This window comes from Thalassoroseus sp. (assembly GCF_984380535.1).
This window is the reverse complement of record NZ_CFHRBF010000011.1, coordinates 254,346-272,420: the sequence shown is the minus strand read 5'-3', so window position 1 is coordinate 272,420 and position 18,075 is coordinate 254,346. Positions and strand designations below refer to the sequence as shown.

16 protein-coding genes are annotated in these 18,075 nt (G+C 53.9%); 14 read left to right on the top strand and 2 right to left on the bottom strand.

Annotation, left to right across the window (positions count from 1 at the left end):
• The first annotated feature begins 132 nt into the window (after positions 1-132).
• From AC5DDB_RS17015 to AC5DDB_RS16995, 5 genes are all read left to right on the top strand, one after another.
• Positions 133-2,643 carry a TRAP transporter permease gene (locus AC5DDB_RS17015; protein ID WP_491740944.1) on the top strand — a complete coding sequence of 837 codons (2,511 nt, stop codon included), beginning with the start codon at positions 133-135 and terminating at the stop codon, positions 2,641-2,643.
• Positions 2,644-2,733: 90 nt separating this feature from the next.
• Positions 2,734-2,970, top strand: coding sequence for a DUF3311 domain-containing protein (locus AC5DDB_RS17010; protein ID WP_491740943.1), 237 nt, complete (start codon positions 2,734-2,736; stop codon positions 2,968-2,970).
• Complete coding sequence (locus AC5DDB_RS17005) at positions 2,967-4,499, top strand: sodium:solute symporter family protein (protein ID WP_491740942.1); 1,533 nt, start codon at positions 2,967-2,969, stop codon at positions 4,497-4,499. Before AC5DDB_RS17010 ends, AC5DDB_RS17005 begins: the two co-directional genes overlap by 4 nt.
• Before the next feature lie 5 nt (positions 4,500-4,504).
• Positions 4,505-4,930, top strand: coding sequence for an acyl-CoA thioesterase (locus AC5DDB_RS17000; protein WP_491740941.1), 426 nt, complete (start codon positions 4,505-4,507; stop codon positions 4,928-4,930).
• Positions 4,927-5,616: an ABC transporter ATP-binding protein gene (locus AC5DDB_RS16995; protein WP_491740940.1), complete on the top strand. Its 690-nt coding sequence runs from the start codon at positions 4,927-4,929 to the stop codon at positions 5,614-5,616. The genes AC5DDB_RS17000 and AC5DDB_RS16995 overlap by 4 nt, the downstream gene beginning before the upstream one ends.
• Positions 5,617-5,625: 9 nt before the next feature.
• Here the strand turns inward: AC5DDB_RS16995 and AC5DDB_RS16990 are convergent, their stop codons facing one another.
• A complete protein-coding gene (locus AC5DDB_RS16990; RefSeq protein WP_491740939.1) occupies positions 5,626-5,982 on the bottom strand; it encodes a hypothetical protein in 357 nt (118 codons plus the stop codon).
• 16 nt (positions 5,983-5,998) lie between these two features.
• Complete coding sequence (locus AC5DDB_RS16985; RefSeq protein WP_491740938.1) at positions 5,999-6,715, bottom strand: hypothetical protein; 717 nt, start codon at positions 6,713-6,715, stop codon at positions 5,999-6,001.
• A gap of 237 nt (positions 6,716-6,952) precedes the next feature.
• Here AC5DDB_RS16985 and AC5DDB_RS16980 point away from each other — a divergent pair, with 237 nt between their 5' ends.
• The 9 genes from AC5DDB_RS16980 to flgK all read left to right on the top strand — a co-directional run bounded on the left by AC5DDB_RS16980 (position 6,953) and on the right by flgK (position 18,025).
• Positions 6,953-10,099 (top strand): hypothetical protein, encoded by a 3,147-nt coding sequence (locus tag AC5DDB_RS16980; protein WP_491740937.1) that lies wholly within the window; start codon positions 6,953-6,955, stop codon positions 10,097-10,099.
• Positions 10,100-10,322: 223 nt separating this feature from the next.
• Positions 10,323-11,090, top strand: coding sequence for a flagellar basal-body rod protein FlgF (gene flgF, locus AC5DDB_RS16975; RefSeq protein WP_491740936.1), 768 nt, complete (start codon positions 10,323-10,325; stop codon positions 11,088-11,090).
• Between the two features lie 60 nt (positions 11,091-11,150).
• The gene (gene flgG, locus AC5DDB_RS16970; RefSeq protein ID WP_491740935.1) at positions 11,151-11,951 is read left to right on the top strand and encodes a flagellar basal-body rod protein FlgG; all 801 of its coding nucleotides are present in this window, start codon (positions 11,151-11,153) and stop codon (positions 11,949-11,951) included.
• A 63-nt stretch (positions 11,952-12,014) separates the two neighbouring features.
• The gene (gene flgA / locus AC5DDB_RS16965; RefSeq protein ID WP_491740934.1) at positions 12,015-13,121 is read left to right on the top strand and encodes a flagellar basal body P-ring formation chaperone FlgA; all 1,107 of its coding nucleotides are present in this window, start codon (positions 12,015-12,017) and stop codon (positions 13,119-13,121) included.
• On the top strand, positions 13,118-14,176 hold the full coding sequence (locus tag AC5DDB_RS16960) for a flagellar basal body L-ring protein FlgH (protein WP_491740933.1): 1,059 nt from the start codon (positions 13,118-13,120) through the stop codon (positions 14,174-14,176). Before flgA ends, AC5DDB_RS16960 begins: the two co-directional genes overlap by 4 nt.
• 72 nt (positions 14,177-14,248) lie before the next feature.
• On the top strand, positions 14,249-15,331 hold the full coding sequence (locus AC5DDB_RS16955) for a flagellar basal body P-ring protein FlgI (protein ID WP_491740932.1): 1,083 nt from the start codon (positions 14,249-14,251) through the stop codon (positions 15,329-15,331).
• Between the two features lie 27 nt (positions 15,332-15,358).
• The gene (locus tag AC5DDB_RS16950) at positions 15,359-15,757 is read left to right on the top strand and encodes a rod-binding protein (protein WP_491740931.1); all 399 of its coding nucleotides are present in this window, start codon (positions 15,359-15,361) and stop codon (positions 15,755-15,757) included.
• 33 nt (positions 15,758-15,790) lie between these two features.
• Positions 15,791-16,291 carry a flagellar export chaperone FlgN gene (gene flgN / locus AC5DDB_RS16945; protein ID WP_491740930.1) on the top strand — a complete coding sequence of 167 codons (501 nt, stop codon included), beginning with the start codon at positions 15,791-15,793 and terminating at the stop codon, positions 16,289-16,291.
• Positions 16,292-16,330: 39 nt separating this feature from the next.
• A complete protein-coding gene (gene flgK, locus AC5DDB_RS16940; RefSeq protein ID WP_491740929.1) occupies positions 16,331-18,025 on the top strand; it encodes a flagellar hook-associated protein FlgK in 1,695 nt (564 codons plus the stop codon).
• Positions 18,026-18,075: the final 50 nt, after the last annotated feature.

The following is an 18,075-nucleotide window of genomic DNA, read 5'->3' as shown; positions in this document are numbered from 1 at the left end:
TCAGATTTCGCCGGATTCAAGAATTTCGGGATGGGTGTCATTGGGAAAGCCAGTGGCACCCGAACTTTCTTCGCGAGAAAGTCAGCCACCGAACGACCCGCATCGACGTCCCACCTATCGAAAGTCCCGCTTGTGTTCGATCGTCTCCGTCACGGTTTGGTCATCACGCTTTCAGCCACGCTTTGCCTGTTCACGCTTTACACGGTGAACTTTTGGCAGAATGTATTCGACCAATTTGAATCGCCTCTGGCGATCTTCGTGGGCATTGGTTTGGTGCTTTGTTTTCTGACGTACCCGACCAGCAAGAAACTCAAAGACACCAAGCTCGACTGGATCATCAATACGATTTGCATGGTCGGTTCGACGATCTGCTGCGGGTTCGTGGTGATCCAAACCGAGTCCGCCTTTGAATCCCTGTGGCTCGACGGGCAACAACTCGGACGCCGAGCGGGAGCGTTCACACAGACCGACTTTATCGTCGGCATCGTCGGTTTGCTGATCGTACTCGAAGCGACCCGACGGGCGATCGGCTGGATTGTGCCACTCCTGGCGATCGCGTTTATGGTTCACAGTTATTATTGTCACCTCAGCCAAACTACATCGCTCGCTCAATTGCCATCGTGGATGCTGCCGCACGCCGGACAAGATTTGAAGGAACTCGCGACGACCGCGTTCCTGAGTTCCGGCGTCTTCGGCAAAGCGGCGGAGGTGATGTATAAATACGTGTTCCTGTTCGTCGTGTTCGGGGCATTCTTGGAAATGTCCGGCGCGACGCAGTTCATCATCGACTTCGCTGAGAAAGTCTTCGGTCGCAGTCCTGGCGGACCGGCGAAGGTGTCGGTTCTTGGTAGCGGTTTGATGGGTTCACTCTCGGGAAGTGCCGTCGCGAATGCCGTCACCACGGGGGCGTTCACAATCCCGATGATGCGAAACGCGGGGTTCTCGCCGACGATCGCAGGGGGAATCAACGCGGCTGCCGCATCGGGTGGGGCACTCGTGCCGCCGGTGATGGGGGCCGGTGCGTACATGATGCTCGAACTCGTCGAGCCACAACCCACCTTCACCCAGATCGCCACTGCAGCGGCCATCCCGGCGGTGTTGTATTACCTTTCGATTTATTTGATCGTCCACTTTTACTCCAAGAAACTCGGCGTGCAGCCGGCGAGTTCCGAAGACACCAAGCGACGCCTGAACGGTTTTGAAGCCGCCGTGTTCTTCGGAGCCCTGAGCATCTTGATCTACCTGCTCATCGCAGACTTCTCACCATTCCGAGCCGTCACCGGTTCGTTGGTTTTTATTCTCTTCGCCAGCTTATTCCGTAAGGAACTCCCGATCGGAATGGCTCCCCGGTTACTCGCTGGGGTGGCATTCTTTGCGGCGACTTTGGTCTATCGGTTCCAATTTGCCGAGATGATCGACGATCCGAATTTCGATCAACTGCTCGGCGTGTGGTTGGAATCGTCGATTCTTGGTTCGTTCGGCTTGCTGATCTTTGGTTTGATTCACCCCGCCTGGCGGCCGCAAATTCTCGACGCCTTCACCAAGTCCGCCAAGAACGGCACGTCACTCGTGGCGGCCAGTGCATGCGTGGGCATCATCATTGCCGTCGTGCAAACCACGGGCATCGCGACGGCGTTTAGTAGTGAAATTAAAAGCGTTGTCGAATCGAGTTTGTTCCTGGCACTTGTTGGGATCATGGTGTGCTCGATCGTGCTCGGCATGGGTGTGCCGTCGGTCGTGTGTTACCTGTTGATGGCGACGCTCATGGGGGCACTTTTGAAAGAGATGGGCGTGATTCCGCTCGCGGCTCACTTGTTCATTTTCTACTTCGGGATGATGAGCATGGTCACACCGCCGGTGGCGCTCGCGGCGTATGCATCGGCGACAATCGCGAAAGCGGAAATCATGCCGACTTCGTTCGCAGCGTTCAAATTCTCGCTGGTCGGTTTCACCTTGCCATTTATGTTCGTGTACCGCCCGGAACTGTTGCTGATGAGTAATAAGCCGGAAGTGAAATTCGTCAGCGTGGCTACCGCCGACGGATCGCCCGATAAAGCCGAACTCGTCGGTGAACTTCGCAAGTTCGGCGAACCGATGCAGAATGGACGTATCGAGATTTCTTCCGGTGAATCTGCCGAACCGACCATCGTCGAAACCGACTACTTCGGCGTGTTCCGGATTCCTGCCCAATCCGGCGAGCAATGGACGATCGACTTCGTCAACGAGAACGAAAATCGACGGCGGCTTGGTATCGTCGAGTACCAACCTGATCGCACTGTCAAAGACGCCGATGGCAAATCGACCACGAAACTTCGCGAAGACCCCTACAGTAGCGATGCCCGCGTCGTCTTCAGTGATCAACGGCTCGTGTTGTGGGACGTGTTCATTCAAGTGGCGGCAGCGTGTATCGGTATTACCGCGCTCGCAGCGGGAATTGCCGGGTTCTTGTTCACGAATATCCGACCATTCGTGCGGGTGGGAATGTTGCTCGCAGCCGCGTTGTTGCTCACGCCGGAAGTCCGCATCGGTGGGCAAGAGATCGGTCTGTATACGAATCTCTCGGGAACGGCGTTGTTTCTCGTGACCGCGACAATCAACTTTCTACGATCACGAAAACTGCAGCCGGAATTGAAAGAGACTTAGCGTCGCTTGATGCCTCGCAATACATCACAGCACGCGTGAAAGGTCGGTGCATCTCGATGCACCCTACGAAACCGACAAGAATCAACCATCATGCCGAATTTTTTCGCCGGACTGCTCGTTGGACTTTTGATCGTCTTGCACCAAATGGATTGGCATTTCGCAGCTGATGCGTTGTTGTTCGATCGTGTGCCGATGGCGTTGGCCTATCATGCGTTGATCTCGATCCTGTCCGCGTTTGCGTGGTACTTGGTCGTGCAAAATTGTTGGCCGACCGATGCTGAAGTCCTCGAAACTCCTACGGAAACCACCAACGAGGACCAACCGTGACACAACTCGTCATCATCGCTGGTTATCTCGTTCTGCTGCTGTTGCTCGGCTTGGTGTCCACGCGTTGGCAACGGAAAACCAGCCAAGACTATATGCTCGCCAGCCATTCGATTGGTCCGGTTTTACTGTTGATGTCCCTGTTCGGCACCACGATGACCGGCTTCGCGTTGGTTGGTTCTACAGGAGAGGCATTCGCGAAGGGCGTGAGTGTTTATCCGATTCTGGCGTCGGCCAGCGGGATTGTGCACTCGCTGTGCTTTTTCACCTTGGGTGTAAAACTTTGGACTTTCGGTCGGCGTTACGGTTACACGACGCAGATTCAGTTCTTCCGCGATCGACTCAACAGCAACGGCATTGGACTGCTCTTGTTTCCCGTTCTCGTTGCGATGGTGGCGGTCTATTTGCTGATTGGCGTCGTTCCCGCGGGGGTGATGCTCAAAGCCGTCACCAAGGGGGCACTTCCCGAGATGTTCCCGGACACAGCCGGTGCCATTCCACAGTGGCTCGGTTCGTTAGTGATCTGTGTGGTTGTGCTGACGTATGTATTCTTCGGCGGCATGCGAGGAACGGCCTGGGCGAACACGTTTCAAACACTGGTCTTTATGACGCTCGGTGTGGTCACGTTCGTTACCATCTCGGATAAAATCGGAGGAGCCGAAGCAGCCACCGCAGCGGTGCTCGAACAACACCCCGAAAAACTCACACTCGATAAACTCACGCAGCCCACGTTCTTTTCATTCCTGTTGATACCGCTCTCGGTCGGAATGTTCCCGCATGTGTTTCAACATTGGCTAACCGCCAAACGTGCGAGTTCCTTCAAACTCGCGATTGTGGCCCATCCGGTGTTTATCCTTATCGTGTGGCTCCCTTGTGTCATGTTGGGGGTATGGGCGACTTCGATCATCGGCCCGGATGGAACAAATATGTTTCCTCCGGATTTTCATGCCAACGGCGTTCTCGGCGCGATGGTCGGTCGCCTGACCGATCCTATCTTGGGTGGGTTACTCGCGGCAGGAGTTTTGGCGGCGATCATGTCCTCGTTGGATAGCCAATTCCTCTGCCTGGGAACGATGTTCACAGAAGATATCGTGCTGCATTACGGCGGACGTGAGACCTATGACGACCGGAAAATCGTGTGGATCGCCCGGTTGTTCATTGTGGGAATTGTGTCAATTGTTTACGGACTCAGTCTGCTTGAGCTGCCGCGTTTGTTTCAGTTGGGCATTTGGTGTTTCAGTGGTTTTGCCGCCCTCACGCCGCTGGCGTTCGCGTGTCTGTATTGGCGACGCACCACGGTTTGGGGCGGGTATGTGTCCGTGCTGACGGCCATCGCGGTTGGAATCTATCTATTCATCGCGGCCGACTACGGTGCCAACGATGCCTACCGATGGTTCGGTTTTCATCCCGTCGCACCGATGTGTGGCGCATCAGCACTTGCCGTCATCTTTGTCAGCCTACTCACACCACCGCCGCCGCAAGAAACCATCGACCGTTTCTTCACTCCTGTTACCGAATCTCCAAAAGTCTGACAGACATGGCTAGCTCGTTTACAACCACTCATCGAGTCGAATTCCATGAGACCGATCTCGCGGGCATCGTGCATTTCGCGAACTTCTATCGGTACATGGAAGTCGCCGAGCATGAATTTTTGCATTCGCTCGGTCTGTCGATCATGGAGAAACGCGACGACGGCTCCACTTGGGGTTGGCCTCGGGTGTCGTCCAAGTGCAGTTTCGAATCGCCGGCGTTCTATCAAGATGTGCTCGAAGTTCGTGTGACGGTTGAACGCATTGGCGTGAAGAGTTTGACGATCAACTACGAATTCTGGCGTGACGAAACCCGCATCGCCCGCGGACAAATGAAAACCGTGTGCTGTGTCTTCCGTCCTGGCGAACCGATGCGGTCCATCGAAATTCCGCCCGCCTTCATCAGCCAACTTCAGGAACATACCGAGTCATGAGCGACGCACCCGCCGACTTGGCCGTCGAAAACTTGACGAAGACTTTCACCACTGCCGGTGGGGATTTGTCCGTATTGCGGAATCTGAATCTGACGATGCAACGCGGCGAAAGTGTCGTCGTGACCGGCCCTTCGGGGTCAGGAAAGAGCACGCTGCTTTACATCGTCGGGACACTCGACGAACCGACATCGGGAGCCGTGAGAATTCTCGGCCAAGACGTGCTCACCGGTTCGGAAACCGATCGGGCCCGCTATCGTAATGCGAACATCGGTTTCGTCTTCCAAGACCATCATCTGTTGCCACAGTGCACAGTTTTGGAGAACGTGTTGATCCCGCGTCTCGCCGGTGACGGTGCCGACGAAGCCGCCGAGAAACGAGCGAAAGAATTGCTGGATCGCGTCGGTTTATCCGAACGATTGACGCACCGTCCGGCTCAGCTGTCCGGCGGCGAACGACAACGGGTAGGAATTTGTCGCGCGTTGATCAACGCACCGGCTTTGTTGCTGGCCGATGAACCAACCGGAAATCTCGATCAGAAAACCGCCGAAAGTGTTGGTTCGCTGCTGCTCGAAATCGCCAAAGAGCAAAACACATTGCTCCTGTGCGTGACACATAGCACCGAACTCGCGGGCCGTTTTCCCGTCCGCAAGGAACTCAAAGACGGGCAACTCGTCGACGCAGCGTGATGGCAGTGGCTACCAGTGTCCGCAGTAGACTTCGACGATGTACTCTGGCCCCAGCTTCTCTTGAAGTTCCTCGCCAAACCGTTCGGCAAAGGGACGATCTTCATTGATGAGCGATTCATCGGTTTGTCCGGATTCAAAATCGAGATCATCGAACGAGTATTCCGTCAGACTGACCAAGATCCCGTCCGAACCATCAGGCCCTGAACTGCTGCCGTATCGAAGATTGAATGCCGAGAAATCGTTGATCCGGTCGTCATAAGGCAACACCATTTGCTGTGTGAGAGATTTGACACGCGCTTCATCCGCGTCAGTTGTGGACTTTCCATCTTGCCGATGGATACTCAAAACGGTGCCGAAATCGCTCATGATGTTTTGCTCGGACTCACTTCACTTTGGAGACTTGGGGCGCATCGCCGCGGGCGACGAGTGCAAAGCCGAAGGCCAATGGCACACCGGTCAGAAATCCCAACACGACCGCCGCCACGATTCCCCAGAGAAGCCCGTATTGCGGCGTCAGCCAGACTAGACCTGCCGTGATTCCTGCGAGTATCAACGCCGTGATGCCGAGGGAAAACCGATGCAACGCGAAGTCGATCCTCAGCAAGACCGCGTCGATCACCTCCAATAATCCTAGACCGACGAAAGCTCCAATTCCCAGTAGTCCGGCGACTGTCCACGCTTTCGCGTTCTCCCAAGTCGGGATGGTTTCGAGTAAGTCCCACACGAGAGCAACGCCAACCGCAGCGAATACCAGACCGACCACGGGTCCGATTCGCATTCGCCATTTCCGTCGTTTGACGCACCAAATCTGCATTTGCCGTTCAGCTTCCAACGCCGCCGCTTTCGCAGACGCACCGAAGGACGAGTAGACAGGTTTCCCAAAGTCCGGCAGCAATTCCAATTGAAGCGACTCGCTAGCCGCGATCACGATAAAACCGTGATTGTCGCCCCCAGTCACAACGACTTCAGTGCCGACCTCCAAATACCCCTTGGCACACCGAGCCGAATGTCGTTCCCCGTGCACCACCACAAAACCACCCGGCCGCAACAACGTCGCAACCTCCGCCATATCTCCCACTTTGATTACACGCGGTTCCATTTTGGCTCACCGAAACAACAGGCAACTAGAATGTCGATTCTCAAACGATCCTAGTCTCCTGTCAACTTCTTGACTTGCTGATGACTCATCACTGCGTCCTCGCATCGCCATCGCAAATGCCTGATTCAGGTCCAGCATTGAACCACGAGCCTGGCGTGATAGTATGAACACCCCATGAATCGTGTAATTCGTTTCCGGTGTCAAACTACGATTCCCTTTCGACGGAGTCTTTCAACGATGACTGCTGCCCTACGACTCGTCTGCATTGTAATAGCTTCGACGATTGTCGTTCCGATTGGGACACATGTGACTGCCCCTCTCCACGCCGCAGATCCGGGCATAAGAGTCGTCAAGTTGTCCGGTGACTATGCGTCGTTGGCGATGCACCCTCGCACCGGTGACTTTGCCGCAGTCGATCCGCACAAAAACGTGGTCGCATTCTATCGACAGCAAGACATTCAAGAGGACAGCCTCACGCCGGTCAATACGGTCTCGGTTGGACCGACTCCTTACGCGGTCTGCTTCAAACAGTTTGGCGACCAGTGTGTCTTTGCCGTGGTGTGCACACAAGACGCGAATATGTATGTCATCGATGCAGAAAAACTCACACTGCTTGAGAGAGTCCCGCTGGCTTCGGTTGGTGTCTCGAGTGTTTTTTTATCGCAGAATACCGAAGACCCATTCATCTACTACTGCTACGGTAGCGGACATAGCTCGGCAGTTTCAGCGGTTGATCTGCGTGGGAATCGTCACGTGAAGTCCGTTTTCGACAAAACGCACGGGCGGGACGCGATGGATGCAGCAGTGTCAGCCGATGGCCTGTATGCTTACCGACGCGGTCCGTATTCACCATCGGGTTTGGAGGCGCTCCGTCGCACGAACGCACTTGATGATCAAAACCCCTCGTTCGCGCAAATCTTCTACGACCATCAGTCTGCTTCCGCGTTTACGCCGGGCCCCTTTTCGCGAGTGGTCGCATCCGGGTCGAACATCTATTCGGCCACGCTGGAGACAAAGATCGGAAAACTCCCGTTCGAAGCAGCCGCTTTTTCCTCGAAACGCCCGTTGATCTTTGGCGGTTCGTCATACGCTTCTTACACTCGGTCGAGTCGCTCTGGCTCGTCAAACACGGAACCGCAATCGCACCGCGCTTGGTTGCAGGTCGCTTCGTACAACACCATGAAGCCCGTTGGCCGTCAGGTTTCGTTTCAGTTGAAAACCAGCTTCTCCACCAATGAAATCCCGCGTGGCGTTCAATCGGGTGCTGACTTCAAAAAGATCAACTTTCAACGGCAAGTGCTTTGTGATGACGCACGCGAGCAAACAATTTTCGCTTACCGTGACCATGCAGTTTTCGTGTCGTGGGCTGAATTCGAGTTGCCGGACGAACCATTCCTGCTGCCAACTTTCGAGGCCCCCCAGGAAGTCGTTGCGGGTGAGCCATCTGAACTAAAGATCTCGGCCGACCCTCGAGTGACTTTAAGTCTCATCGAACAACCCAGCGGAATTGAGATCTCTGAAGAATCGCGTCCTCATCAAATCCGCGCAACGTGGACGCCGAAACTCGATGCAATCAGTGAAACGAAATTCCGCGTGAAGGCGGTGTTTGGCGACAGTCAGGCGACATACGATTTCTCGCGTGACGTGTCATATCCAAGCCTCAAATTGCCATTTCAAGCGGACCGTTTCACCTTAATCGATGCTCCCGAATCTCAACAGAATAGCGAGGATACCGAAGACAATCGCGACGTGGACACGCTCCCTAATCAAAGGTTAGCCGTCATTTCAACGATCAAACGGTCAAACTCGGATGCATCACGGGACGGCACCTCTTTTTCCAAGAATGAACCACGTATCGCCGTCGTCGATGTGGCGAACGGGAAGGTTCTCGCCAATCAATCTCTTAGCAATTACGCGAGATTTCTCGAAGTCTCGCCCACGCATGTCTTCCTCGTAACCGAGTCAAACCCCAACCGGTTAGATATCCATGACCTGCAGACGCTCGAACTCAAACATTCGATTCACCGAAATAATCCAATCAAGAAGGTCGAAGTGTACGATGGATCGTTCATGGTCTCCGATCTTGTAACGGCCCGAATCTACCGTATGGATCATTTTCAGCTTGAACGCGAAATCTCGGCACAAATGGCTGACCGAGAGAATTTCTATAACGCATATGGAATTCTGCTCGATGGCTTACTGATGGATCGACAATTCCAGCCGTTGCTCCTTCTTGATGTTCGCGCGATACCGAGCTTGTTGCCAGCCGCCAACAATCGATGGGTGATCGACACCTTCGGCGAACACAGCCGGCAACGAAATGCCAACACCTCGTCGATCAATCTTTCTTCGCCCTGGACACACGTGTTGCGTCCAGGGCATCGGGCACCGATGGGGTCCGCTGACATCCCGGGTACAGACCTGAAAGTGGAACTAGCTTTGACGTCGCGGCCGACGTCGGTCGGAAGTACGATTCGCTCGCAAGAAGTCCTCACGAGTATGTCGCTGTACGTTACGGGTCCCGAAGATCAGCAGATCGTACTTTCCCGGAAATTGCAACCAGCGGGGTTTCGATGGACGGCTGGCGAACAACCGCCACGACCGATGCTAAAAACCGCCGAAAAAACTGCTTACGTGATCGACGGCGATCGGCTATATCGCTGGACCGCGACTGATTCCCCAAAGCACGAAGGCGACTCCTCAAAGTCTTCCATGCCGATACGATGGAAATATCGCCAATCGGCATTTCGGCTCGCAGATGGTCCAAACACGACACTGACCCACGAACTGATTGGAGCCAAGCCGAAAGACGTTAAAATTGAGTTGATCGAAACCCAAGAGGGAATGGAGATCGATTCCAAAACCGGCACGGTCGTGCTGGACAACAACGTCATTCTTGCACGTGCTCAAGAAGTTATCGAGCAAACCGCACAATCGAAGTTTTCACCAGTGCTCCCTAAGACGATTCAATCCAGTTACGAAAATCTTCAGAAACTTGGGACCCAGATTACAAAAAATATTCCTGGCGAACCGTCAACGGGAATCCCGGTCACGGTGCCGATCCGAGTCCAAGCCACGCACGATGACCAGATCGCATCAATTCAGTATTACGTGTTGGCTGACGTGCCGATGGCAGTGCTTGAAAAATCCCTTGAAGAAAGAGCGCCCGCTCTTGCCGCTGAATATGAGAAGTTTCAGGCGGAAAAGGCTGCCCGCCTTGCGGCTCGCAATCCACGCATGAACCTGCTGAACCCCGTGAACAAAAATGACGACCTCAACAAACTGCAAGAACGCATTGAAACGCTCGAAGCCCGCTTGAATCTCATGACCCGACAACTTGATGCCGTACTGAAAAAACTCGATGCAATACAAAAGCCCGAGTAGGCAACAGCAGCGTTACATTGGATTTGCGATCAGTTCTGGCGAATTTCCGGAAGAGAAGTTTTGGTATCGAAAACCGCAGCTTCGTACTGTTTCCGCATTCCACCATTCCCATTCCGGGAAGTTTCCGGGCGTCAAAATAGAGGAGTTAGGCTTAAGTTAACGGTCGTAACGGTCGATCCTGTTTGGTAGGGCACGTTGTGTTTGCCGAATTGGGATCACGAAAATGCTGTACGGACTTTACCTGTCGGCTCAGGGAGCACAGGTTCAATCAAAGCGATTGGACGTGATTGCCAACAACCTGGCCAACGCCGACACCGCCGGATTCAAACGCGATCTTACGATTGCTCAGACGTATCATCCGTATGATGTCGAATACGGAACCGGTCGCAATTTGCCTGGGCATCTGGAGCGTGTAACCGGTGGGACTTCGCTCACCGACGTTGTGACCGACTTCAAAAATGGTTCTCTGGAAGAAACCGGAGCCCGTTTCGATGTCGCGTTGGAAGGCCAGGGGTTTCTCCGGGTGAGTGATGGGCAAAACGAATTTCTCACGCGGGATGGTTCGCTGACACAAAATGCGATCGGTGAACTCGTCACGGAGCAGGGCGATCAGGTCTTGGACAACACAGGCACGCCGATCGTCATCCCCGCAAACGCCACCGAGATTTCGATTAGCGCGGACGGAGTGATTTCCGTGATGGACGAACTCGGTGTGCAATCGCAAGTGGCTCAATTGGATATCGTGGTGCCGCAGTCGTTGGCTGATCTCGAGAAGATCGGTGATAACCGTTATGCCTCAAATGGACCCACGTCTCCCGCCGGACTAGCGACCCGTGTTCGACAAGGGTACGTGGAAGTCTCCGGCGTGAATGCGATCTCCGAAACCGTCCAAATGATCGAAGCATCGAAAGCATTCGAGACAAATCTCAACCTCCTCAAACTTCAAGATGAAACCCTCTCCCGCTTGTTACAAAGTGTGCCAGGGCGGTAGACGGGCCGACAAACGAGTTTCATGGGTTTACGTTGAGGACGGAATTCCGAAGGGGGCGAGATGGGTTTACAAGCACTACACTCTGCTGCGACGGGTATGCAAGCCTTCCAGACCAATCTGGATGTCGTCGCGAACAACCTGGCGAACTCGGGAACGACGGGCTTCAAACGCTCGCGGGTCAACTTCGCCGACTTGTACTATCAGCAACTCAAACTTCCCGGTGCACAAGATGCTCAGGGAGAACTCACCCCCACTGGCGTTGCGGTCGGTATGGGGACACGCGCCGATGCCACTGCGGTCGACCACAACCAAGGCAGCCCACTCGAAACCGAACGACAACTCGACGTCACCATCCTCGGCGACGGATTCTTCGCCGTGCAGGATGGCAACGAGATCATGTATACCCGCTCGGGCTCGTTCAGTTTGAACCCGAACGGCCAACTGGTCACGCAATCCGCGGGACGCGGTCGCGTGCTCGAACCGCCGATCACCGTGTCACCCGAAGCCGTCGAGATATCGATTTCCCAGGAAGGCATTGTGAGTGTTCGCGAGGCCGGCCAGAACACGCTCAGTAATGTCGGACAGATTGAAACGGCCCGGTTCATCAACCCGCAAGGTCTGTTGCAACGCGGCGATAACTTGTATTCCGTCACCGAAGCATCCGGGCAACCGCTCGTCGGTCAACCTGGGCTCGAAGGACGCGGCACACTTCTGCAGGGGTTCCTAGAATCTTCCAACGTCGAGCCCGTGCGGGAACTCGTGGACCTGATCAAAATCCAACGCAACTTCGAATTGAACAGTCAAGTCGTACAGGCCGCCGATCAAACGCTGCAACTCGTCGCCAACTTGCGACGTTTCTAATGGAAATCGACTCGAACTGATCACCGCATTTGCGAGTGGTCGATTCGAATTCGAGGATCGAGCATGGATAATCGAGAATCGAAAATTTGGCTCGTGGGAATCAGCTTGGTCATTGCTTTATGCACGACCGGCAACGCAGCCATCGTACGGTTTCACGAGACTGCAACGATCGAAAATGCTGTTGTCACCCTGGGTGATATCGCAGATGTTACGGATGTCGACCCAACTCTGACGAAGAAACTGCAAGAGACCGTACTCGGTCCGGCTCCTGCACCGGGGACAGAGAAGCACTTCCGCTTTATCGACATGCGGGCCCGACTCCGAGCCGTAGGAATCAATCTCGCCGATCTTGAATTCTCCGGGCACAGCGTGGTCCGAGTTCAAACGCCTAAAGTCACGCAGGCGGCAGTAGTACTGGAACCGATCACTCGAATTCAGCAAACCGCTGCATCTCGTGCACCTTCGCCACGCGAAATCGAACAAGCCGAAACACGCCTCATTCAAGCCGTACGCGAAACGATTCATCACCGTTGGCCGGAATTACAGTTGGACACAGTCAACGTTTCGATCGTTCCGAGTTCCGTTTCGCTAGCCGATTCCCATGCACTTCATACATTTATGCGACAGGAAAGTATCCAGCTCACCGGCTGGCAAGGTCCCGTTGACACTCCACAGGTTTTGACGGCAACGACGACGGATTCTCAAGGGGAACCCGTTCGGCTAACAATCCAGTGCCAAATTCAAATTCAACCGTTTGTACTGACCGTTGCTGAAAGTGTGCCACGCGGCCATATCCTGCAAGCGTCGGATTTGAAGTGGGTCCAATCCCTAAGTCACGAGCAAGCAATCACGGTTCCCGAAAACATCGTCGGACGACAAACCAAACGAGCAATTCGTCACGGTGAAGCGATTGAAACAAAGGATCTCGAGCGTGTGCTACTCGTGCGGTCGCGAGACATCGTGACAGTAACCGTTCGGAGTGGCGGCATCAGTGTGCGACGTGAAATGAAGTCACTCAGCGACGGGGGACTCGACGACCCCATCACCGTCATGAGTTTAACCGGCCAGGACCGGTTAACGGCACGAGTGACCGGCGTCCACACCGCAGAAATCCCCTCACCGACGAGTTCCGTTTCCATCTCTCGAGAGCCAGCAGGAGTGAGTCGATGAGTACAACACGAAACACCCTGCGAACCGCGATGCTCTGTACAGGATCGGTAATCACCGTCGTGTACTTGTTTCAGTCGAACGCGTTGGCACAACCGCCGCAGTTTCCCCCGCGACCGCCCGCCTACGATTTCGGTGACGGCCGCGTGAGAGAACCGTCTTCGTACGGCAATCCGTCGGACTTTGACACCGGATACCCGTTGCAAGAGCCGAATCGTTTGAATCCTGCGCCCCCACCACCGGCGGCACAGTATCCATCCCCATTAAACAATGATCCCCAAAACCCATCCGGCCAAAATCGTTACGCGGATCCTTACCAAGCCGAACAACAACCGCCTTCACCGCAGAACTATTATCCACCACCACAGCAGTATCCGCCGCAGAACCAATATGCACCCCGCGGAGTCTTTCCACCGCCGGACCCTTATTCACAGCCCCGACCATCCGGTTTACCGCCGGCCCGACCTGTTCTGCCACCTTCCGGATATGTCGGTTTCGAACAGCCGTTGCTGATGCAACATCATTCGCTCTGTTTCATTCCGCAAACGCCGCCCCAGGAAATCCATGTCCACGATATCGTGACGATCATCGTCAAAGAGATCTCGGAAGTCTCCGTCGACTCGCGTTTCAATCGAAGTCGACGTGGTTCGTTGCTAGCAGAAATCGGCGAGTTCATGCGAATTAGTGAGGACGGCAATCTCACAAATGCCGCCGAGAACTCACCGGCTATGGATGCCTCTTTGAATGCCAGACTCGATGCGACCGGGCGAGTCCTTGAAAGTGAAGAAATCATCTACCGGATAGCCGCGACTGTTGTTGATGTCTTGCCGAACGGCAACCTCGTACTTGAGGCACGGAAGACCATTGAATCCAATGACGATACTTGGGAATACACCCTCACCGGAACCGTCCGCAGCGTTGACATCAATCGCGACAACACCGCTCTTAGCGAGAACATCGCCAACTTGAAAATCACGAAGGACCAAGCCGGCCGAGTCAAGGATAGTACCCGACGCGCCTGGGGCGTTCGCATCCTCGATGTGATCTTCCCCTTCTAACAATCATTGGAACACCCAGAGGGCTGTCATCGAGCCATTCGATCGAACTATCACCGTCAAATCCAAAATGCAATGAAACGACTACCTTTCCTACTAGCATTGATCGTTCTCCTCGCCAATAGCGATGACGTGTTCGCACGTGTACGACTGGAGAACATCTGCACGATCTATGGTCAGAAAGAAGTCAAACTTACCGGCATGGGACTTGTCGTTGGTTTACAAGGTACCGGTGACGGCGGTCGTAATTTACCCGCAATGCGTGCGTTGCAAGCGGCACTCCAACGCATGAACGCACCAACGGCCATCAATGAACTGCAGAACGCCAAAAATGTCGCGATGGTTATGGTCGAGGCCACAGTCCCTGCAACAGGACTCCGAAAAGGACAACGCATCGACGCCCATGTGAGTTCCGTCATGGGTGCTAAAAGCCTGCGGGGAGGACGTCTACTAGTCACACCATTGACATCGACAGATCCTCAAAAGAAAGACATTGCACTTGCATTAGTTTCCGGCCCGCTATTCATTCAAGAAGCCGGACAAGAAACAACCGCGAAGATCCCGAATGGAGTGGTCTTGGAACACAACTTTCCCGGGCTATTCGAGAACACAGCGAATGGTCACCTTGTCACGCTATTACTCGACGCCGCCCACTCTAGCTTCCATAGTGCCAACGAAATTGCGCGAGCAATCAATACCGAATTTGGCTTTGAAGTACGGTACTCGCGACTCGCAAAGGCAAGTGGTCCCGGTGTGGTTCAAGTCCAAATCCCTGAACAGTACCATGATGACCCTGTTCAATTCATCGCTTTACTACTAGCAATTAGCATTGAGAATCCCCATACCCAAGCACGGGTCGTTGTGAATGCGAAGACAGGCGTCATCATTGTCACTGGTGAAGTCGAAATTAGTCCGGTTGTGATATCTCACAAGAACCTGACAGTTCAAGTCGGCGGCGCGAACCCATTACCAGTGGGGCCAACAGCTGGCAGGTTTGTACCAATCGTCGACAACACGAATGAGAACTCACCGCAACGTCTGGACGACCTAATTCAAGCACTCAATCAGCTTCGTGTCCCGACAGATGATGTGATTGCGATCATTCGCGAACTTCATCGAACTGGCAAACTACACGCCGTCTACCAAGAGAACGGTTAGAAACTGAATCCGCAAGGATGACGAATCATGTCGACTATCAACACTGCACTGCTACCCTCTGCGGGCACTCCGAATGAACACGAGGAGGTTCGCCAAGCTTTTCAAGAGTTTGTCGGGGGTACGTTTTTCCGCCAGATGATCAAGTCACTACGAAGTGCACAGGGAGAACCTGCGTACTTTCACGGTGGACAAGCAGAACGCATTTTTCAGGGACAGTTCGATGAACACATCGCTGACGATCTTGCGGAGAAACATGGAGATGCGTTAGCGGCACCTCTCTTCCGAGCATTTGAATCGCAACGAAATGGTCGTGTTCTAACATCCATTCGAGGTGCCCAAGCCGAGGCCGCCGCTAGTTATTCAGCTATGGACTCCCTCGGCGTAACAGAATCCTCAAAAGGTTCGATAACAAGGTCGACGATTTGAGTCCCAAGTTTAGACGATGTCGAAGGCGGAGAAATGACAACACCATTAGACAACTCACTCGCTCGCGAACTCGATCGCATTCTGAGCGAGATTCAGTCGGCGAATGAAGAACTTGAACAAGTTCTTTGTCATCAAGACGAATTGCTAGTCGTCGCGGATGCTGCCGGGTTGAAGGATTCCGCATCAAAACAGAACGAGTGCGTTCAACGTTTACAAGCATTGTTGTCCCGCCGAGAGGAATGGCTTCATAAAGCCACTCATCAAGGTGAACCGGTTCGATCCATTACCGAATGGGTTCGTCAGACTGCTAGTCCCAACGCGACGCGATGGCTCGATCAGCTCGCGCAAATCAAACAGTCGACCGAACGAGTTCGTCGACAAACTTGGCGTCAATGGGTTGTTGTACAAGGTGCTCACCGTCATCAATCGGAGTTATTGCAGTTAATCGCCAGAAATGGTCGTAAAACAGTCGGTTATGGACCTTCGGCACAGACGGAATCCCGTGGGGGTGCCATCTTAGATGCATCGGCGTGACCTCGGCGATTACAGAGCTAGCAGGTCGGAGCAAATCCTATGAGCTTGAATGGAACACTAAGCACTGCTGGTCGGTCGCTCGAGGTTTTTAGCGCTGGGGTTCAAGTCACCGGCGAGAACATCGCGAACTCCAGCACGCCCGGTTATATTCGCGAAGAGATCATCCTTGAAACTGGCGGTTCCTATAGTAATGGGAACTTGCTATTTGGAATTGGAGTTCTTGGACAGGGCGTTCAACAGCAAATCGACTTATATCTCGAAGGTCGACTCTACTCCGCCACGACTGATGCCGCTGCTGCAGATGCCAGACAAGAGGTCTATGGACAACTCGAAATCGAGCTTCGAGAACTTGGTGATAGCGACCTGTCGACGAGTCTCAATGACTTCCAACAAGCGCTCGCGAACTTAGCTGACGAGCCGGAATCCGAATCACTACGATCGCTCGCTATTCAGCAAGGGCAAGAACTTGCCAATGACATTCGCGACCTTCGTGTACGTATCGATCAACTCCGCACCGACCAAACTGCTCGTGTTGAGCAACTCGTCGAAGAAGCGAACGGGCTGATCAATGAGATCGCGCGTCTCAACCCTCGGATCGCAGGACTAGAAGCTGCTAGTAATTTTTCTAGTAATGCCGGGGGCGAACGCTCGCAACGTTACGCTGCAATGCGACGGCTATCGGAGATTGTCCCCGTCCGCTTCCGCGAGAACCCGAGTGGCACGGTCGACATTTACTCAGGTTCCGACTTCCTGATTTTAACCGGCACCACTCAGAATCTCGAAGTTGTTAGAACTAACACGAATGGCGTTATCACTAATAGTGTCGTCGCAAGTGTCACGAAAGCCGACCTTAGTCGATCGGGTGGCGAACTCCGCGGCGTCATTGAAGGTCGCGATGAGATCCTGGGGGGATTCGTCGAGAAGCTCGATCAATTTGCGAGTGGACTTATCTCCGAGTTCAACCGTCTGCATGCATCGGGCGAAGGGACCACGGCATCTACCACGTTGACTTCATTGACGGAAGTTTTCGACAGTACAGCGGCGCTAAACACGATCGACTTACCGACAGTTCCTGAACACGGTGAGTTTGAAGTTAAGATCCACAACCAACTCACCGGGCTTATCGAAACAACGACGATACCAATCGATCTCGACGGAATTGGAACGGATACATCACTCACTGACTTACAGGCTGCCCTTGATGCGATTCCTAATCTTTCAGCATCAATCACACCCCGCGGACAGCTACAACTTGACGCTGCATCGGGCTATGAGTTCTCGTTTGCTAACGACTCAAGTGGTGTGCTCGCCGGTCTAGGAATCAACACGTTTTTCTCTGGATCGGACGCCGCGTCAATTGGTGTCAACGCCGCCGTCATCCAGAATGCTGATTTGCTAGCGACGGGACAGGGTGGCGGTCCATCCGACGGACGAAATGCGAGCCGACTTGCTGAGTTTCTCGACGGCCCCGTAACGGCTCTGGGTGACAGGAGCCTGACGGGGTTCTATGAGAATGTCATTGGCGAGATCGCTCAAAGTTCGGCCTCGGAACGAGCGATTTCCGAGGGAGTTGCAACCTACCGAGACTCTTTGCAAAGCCAGCGAGATCAATTCTCAGGGGTCAGCCTCGACGAGGAAGCGCTCAAACTGATTGAATTCCAGCACTCTTATCAAGCAGCCGCTCGAATCATCACGACTGTCGACGAACTTATGCAAGTCATGCTGAACCTATAACAAGACTATAGCGACTCACCATCGAGTGCATGGCTTGACTCAATTCCTAG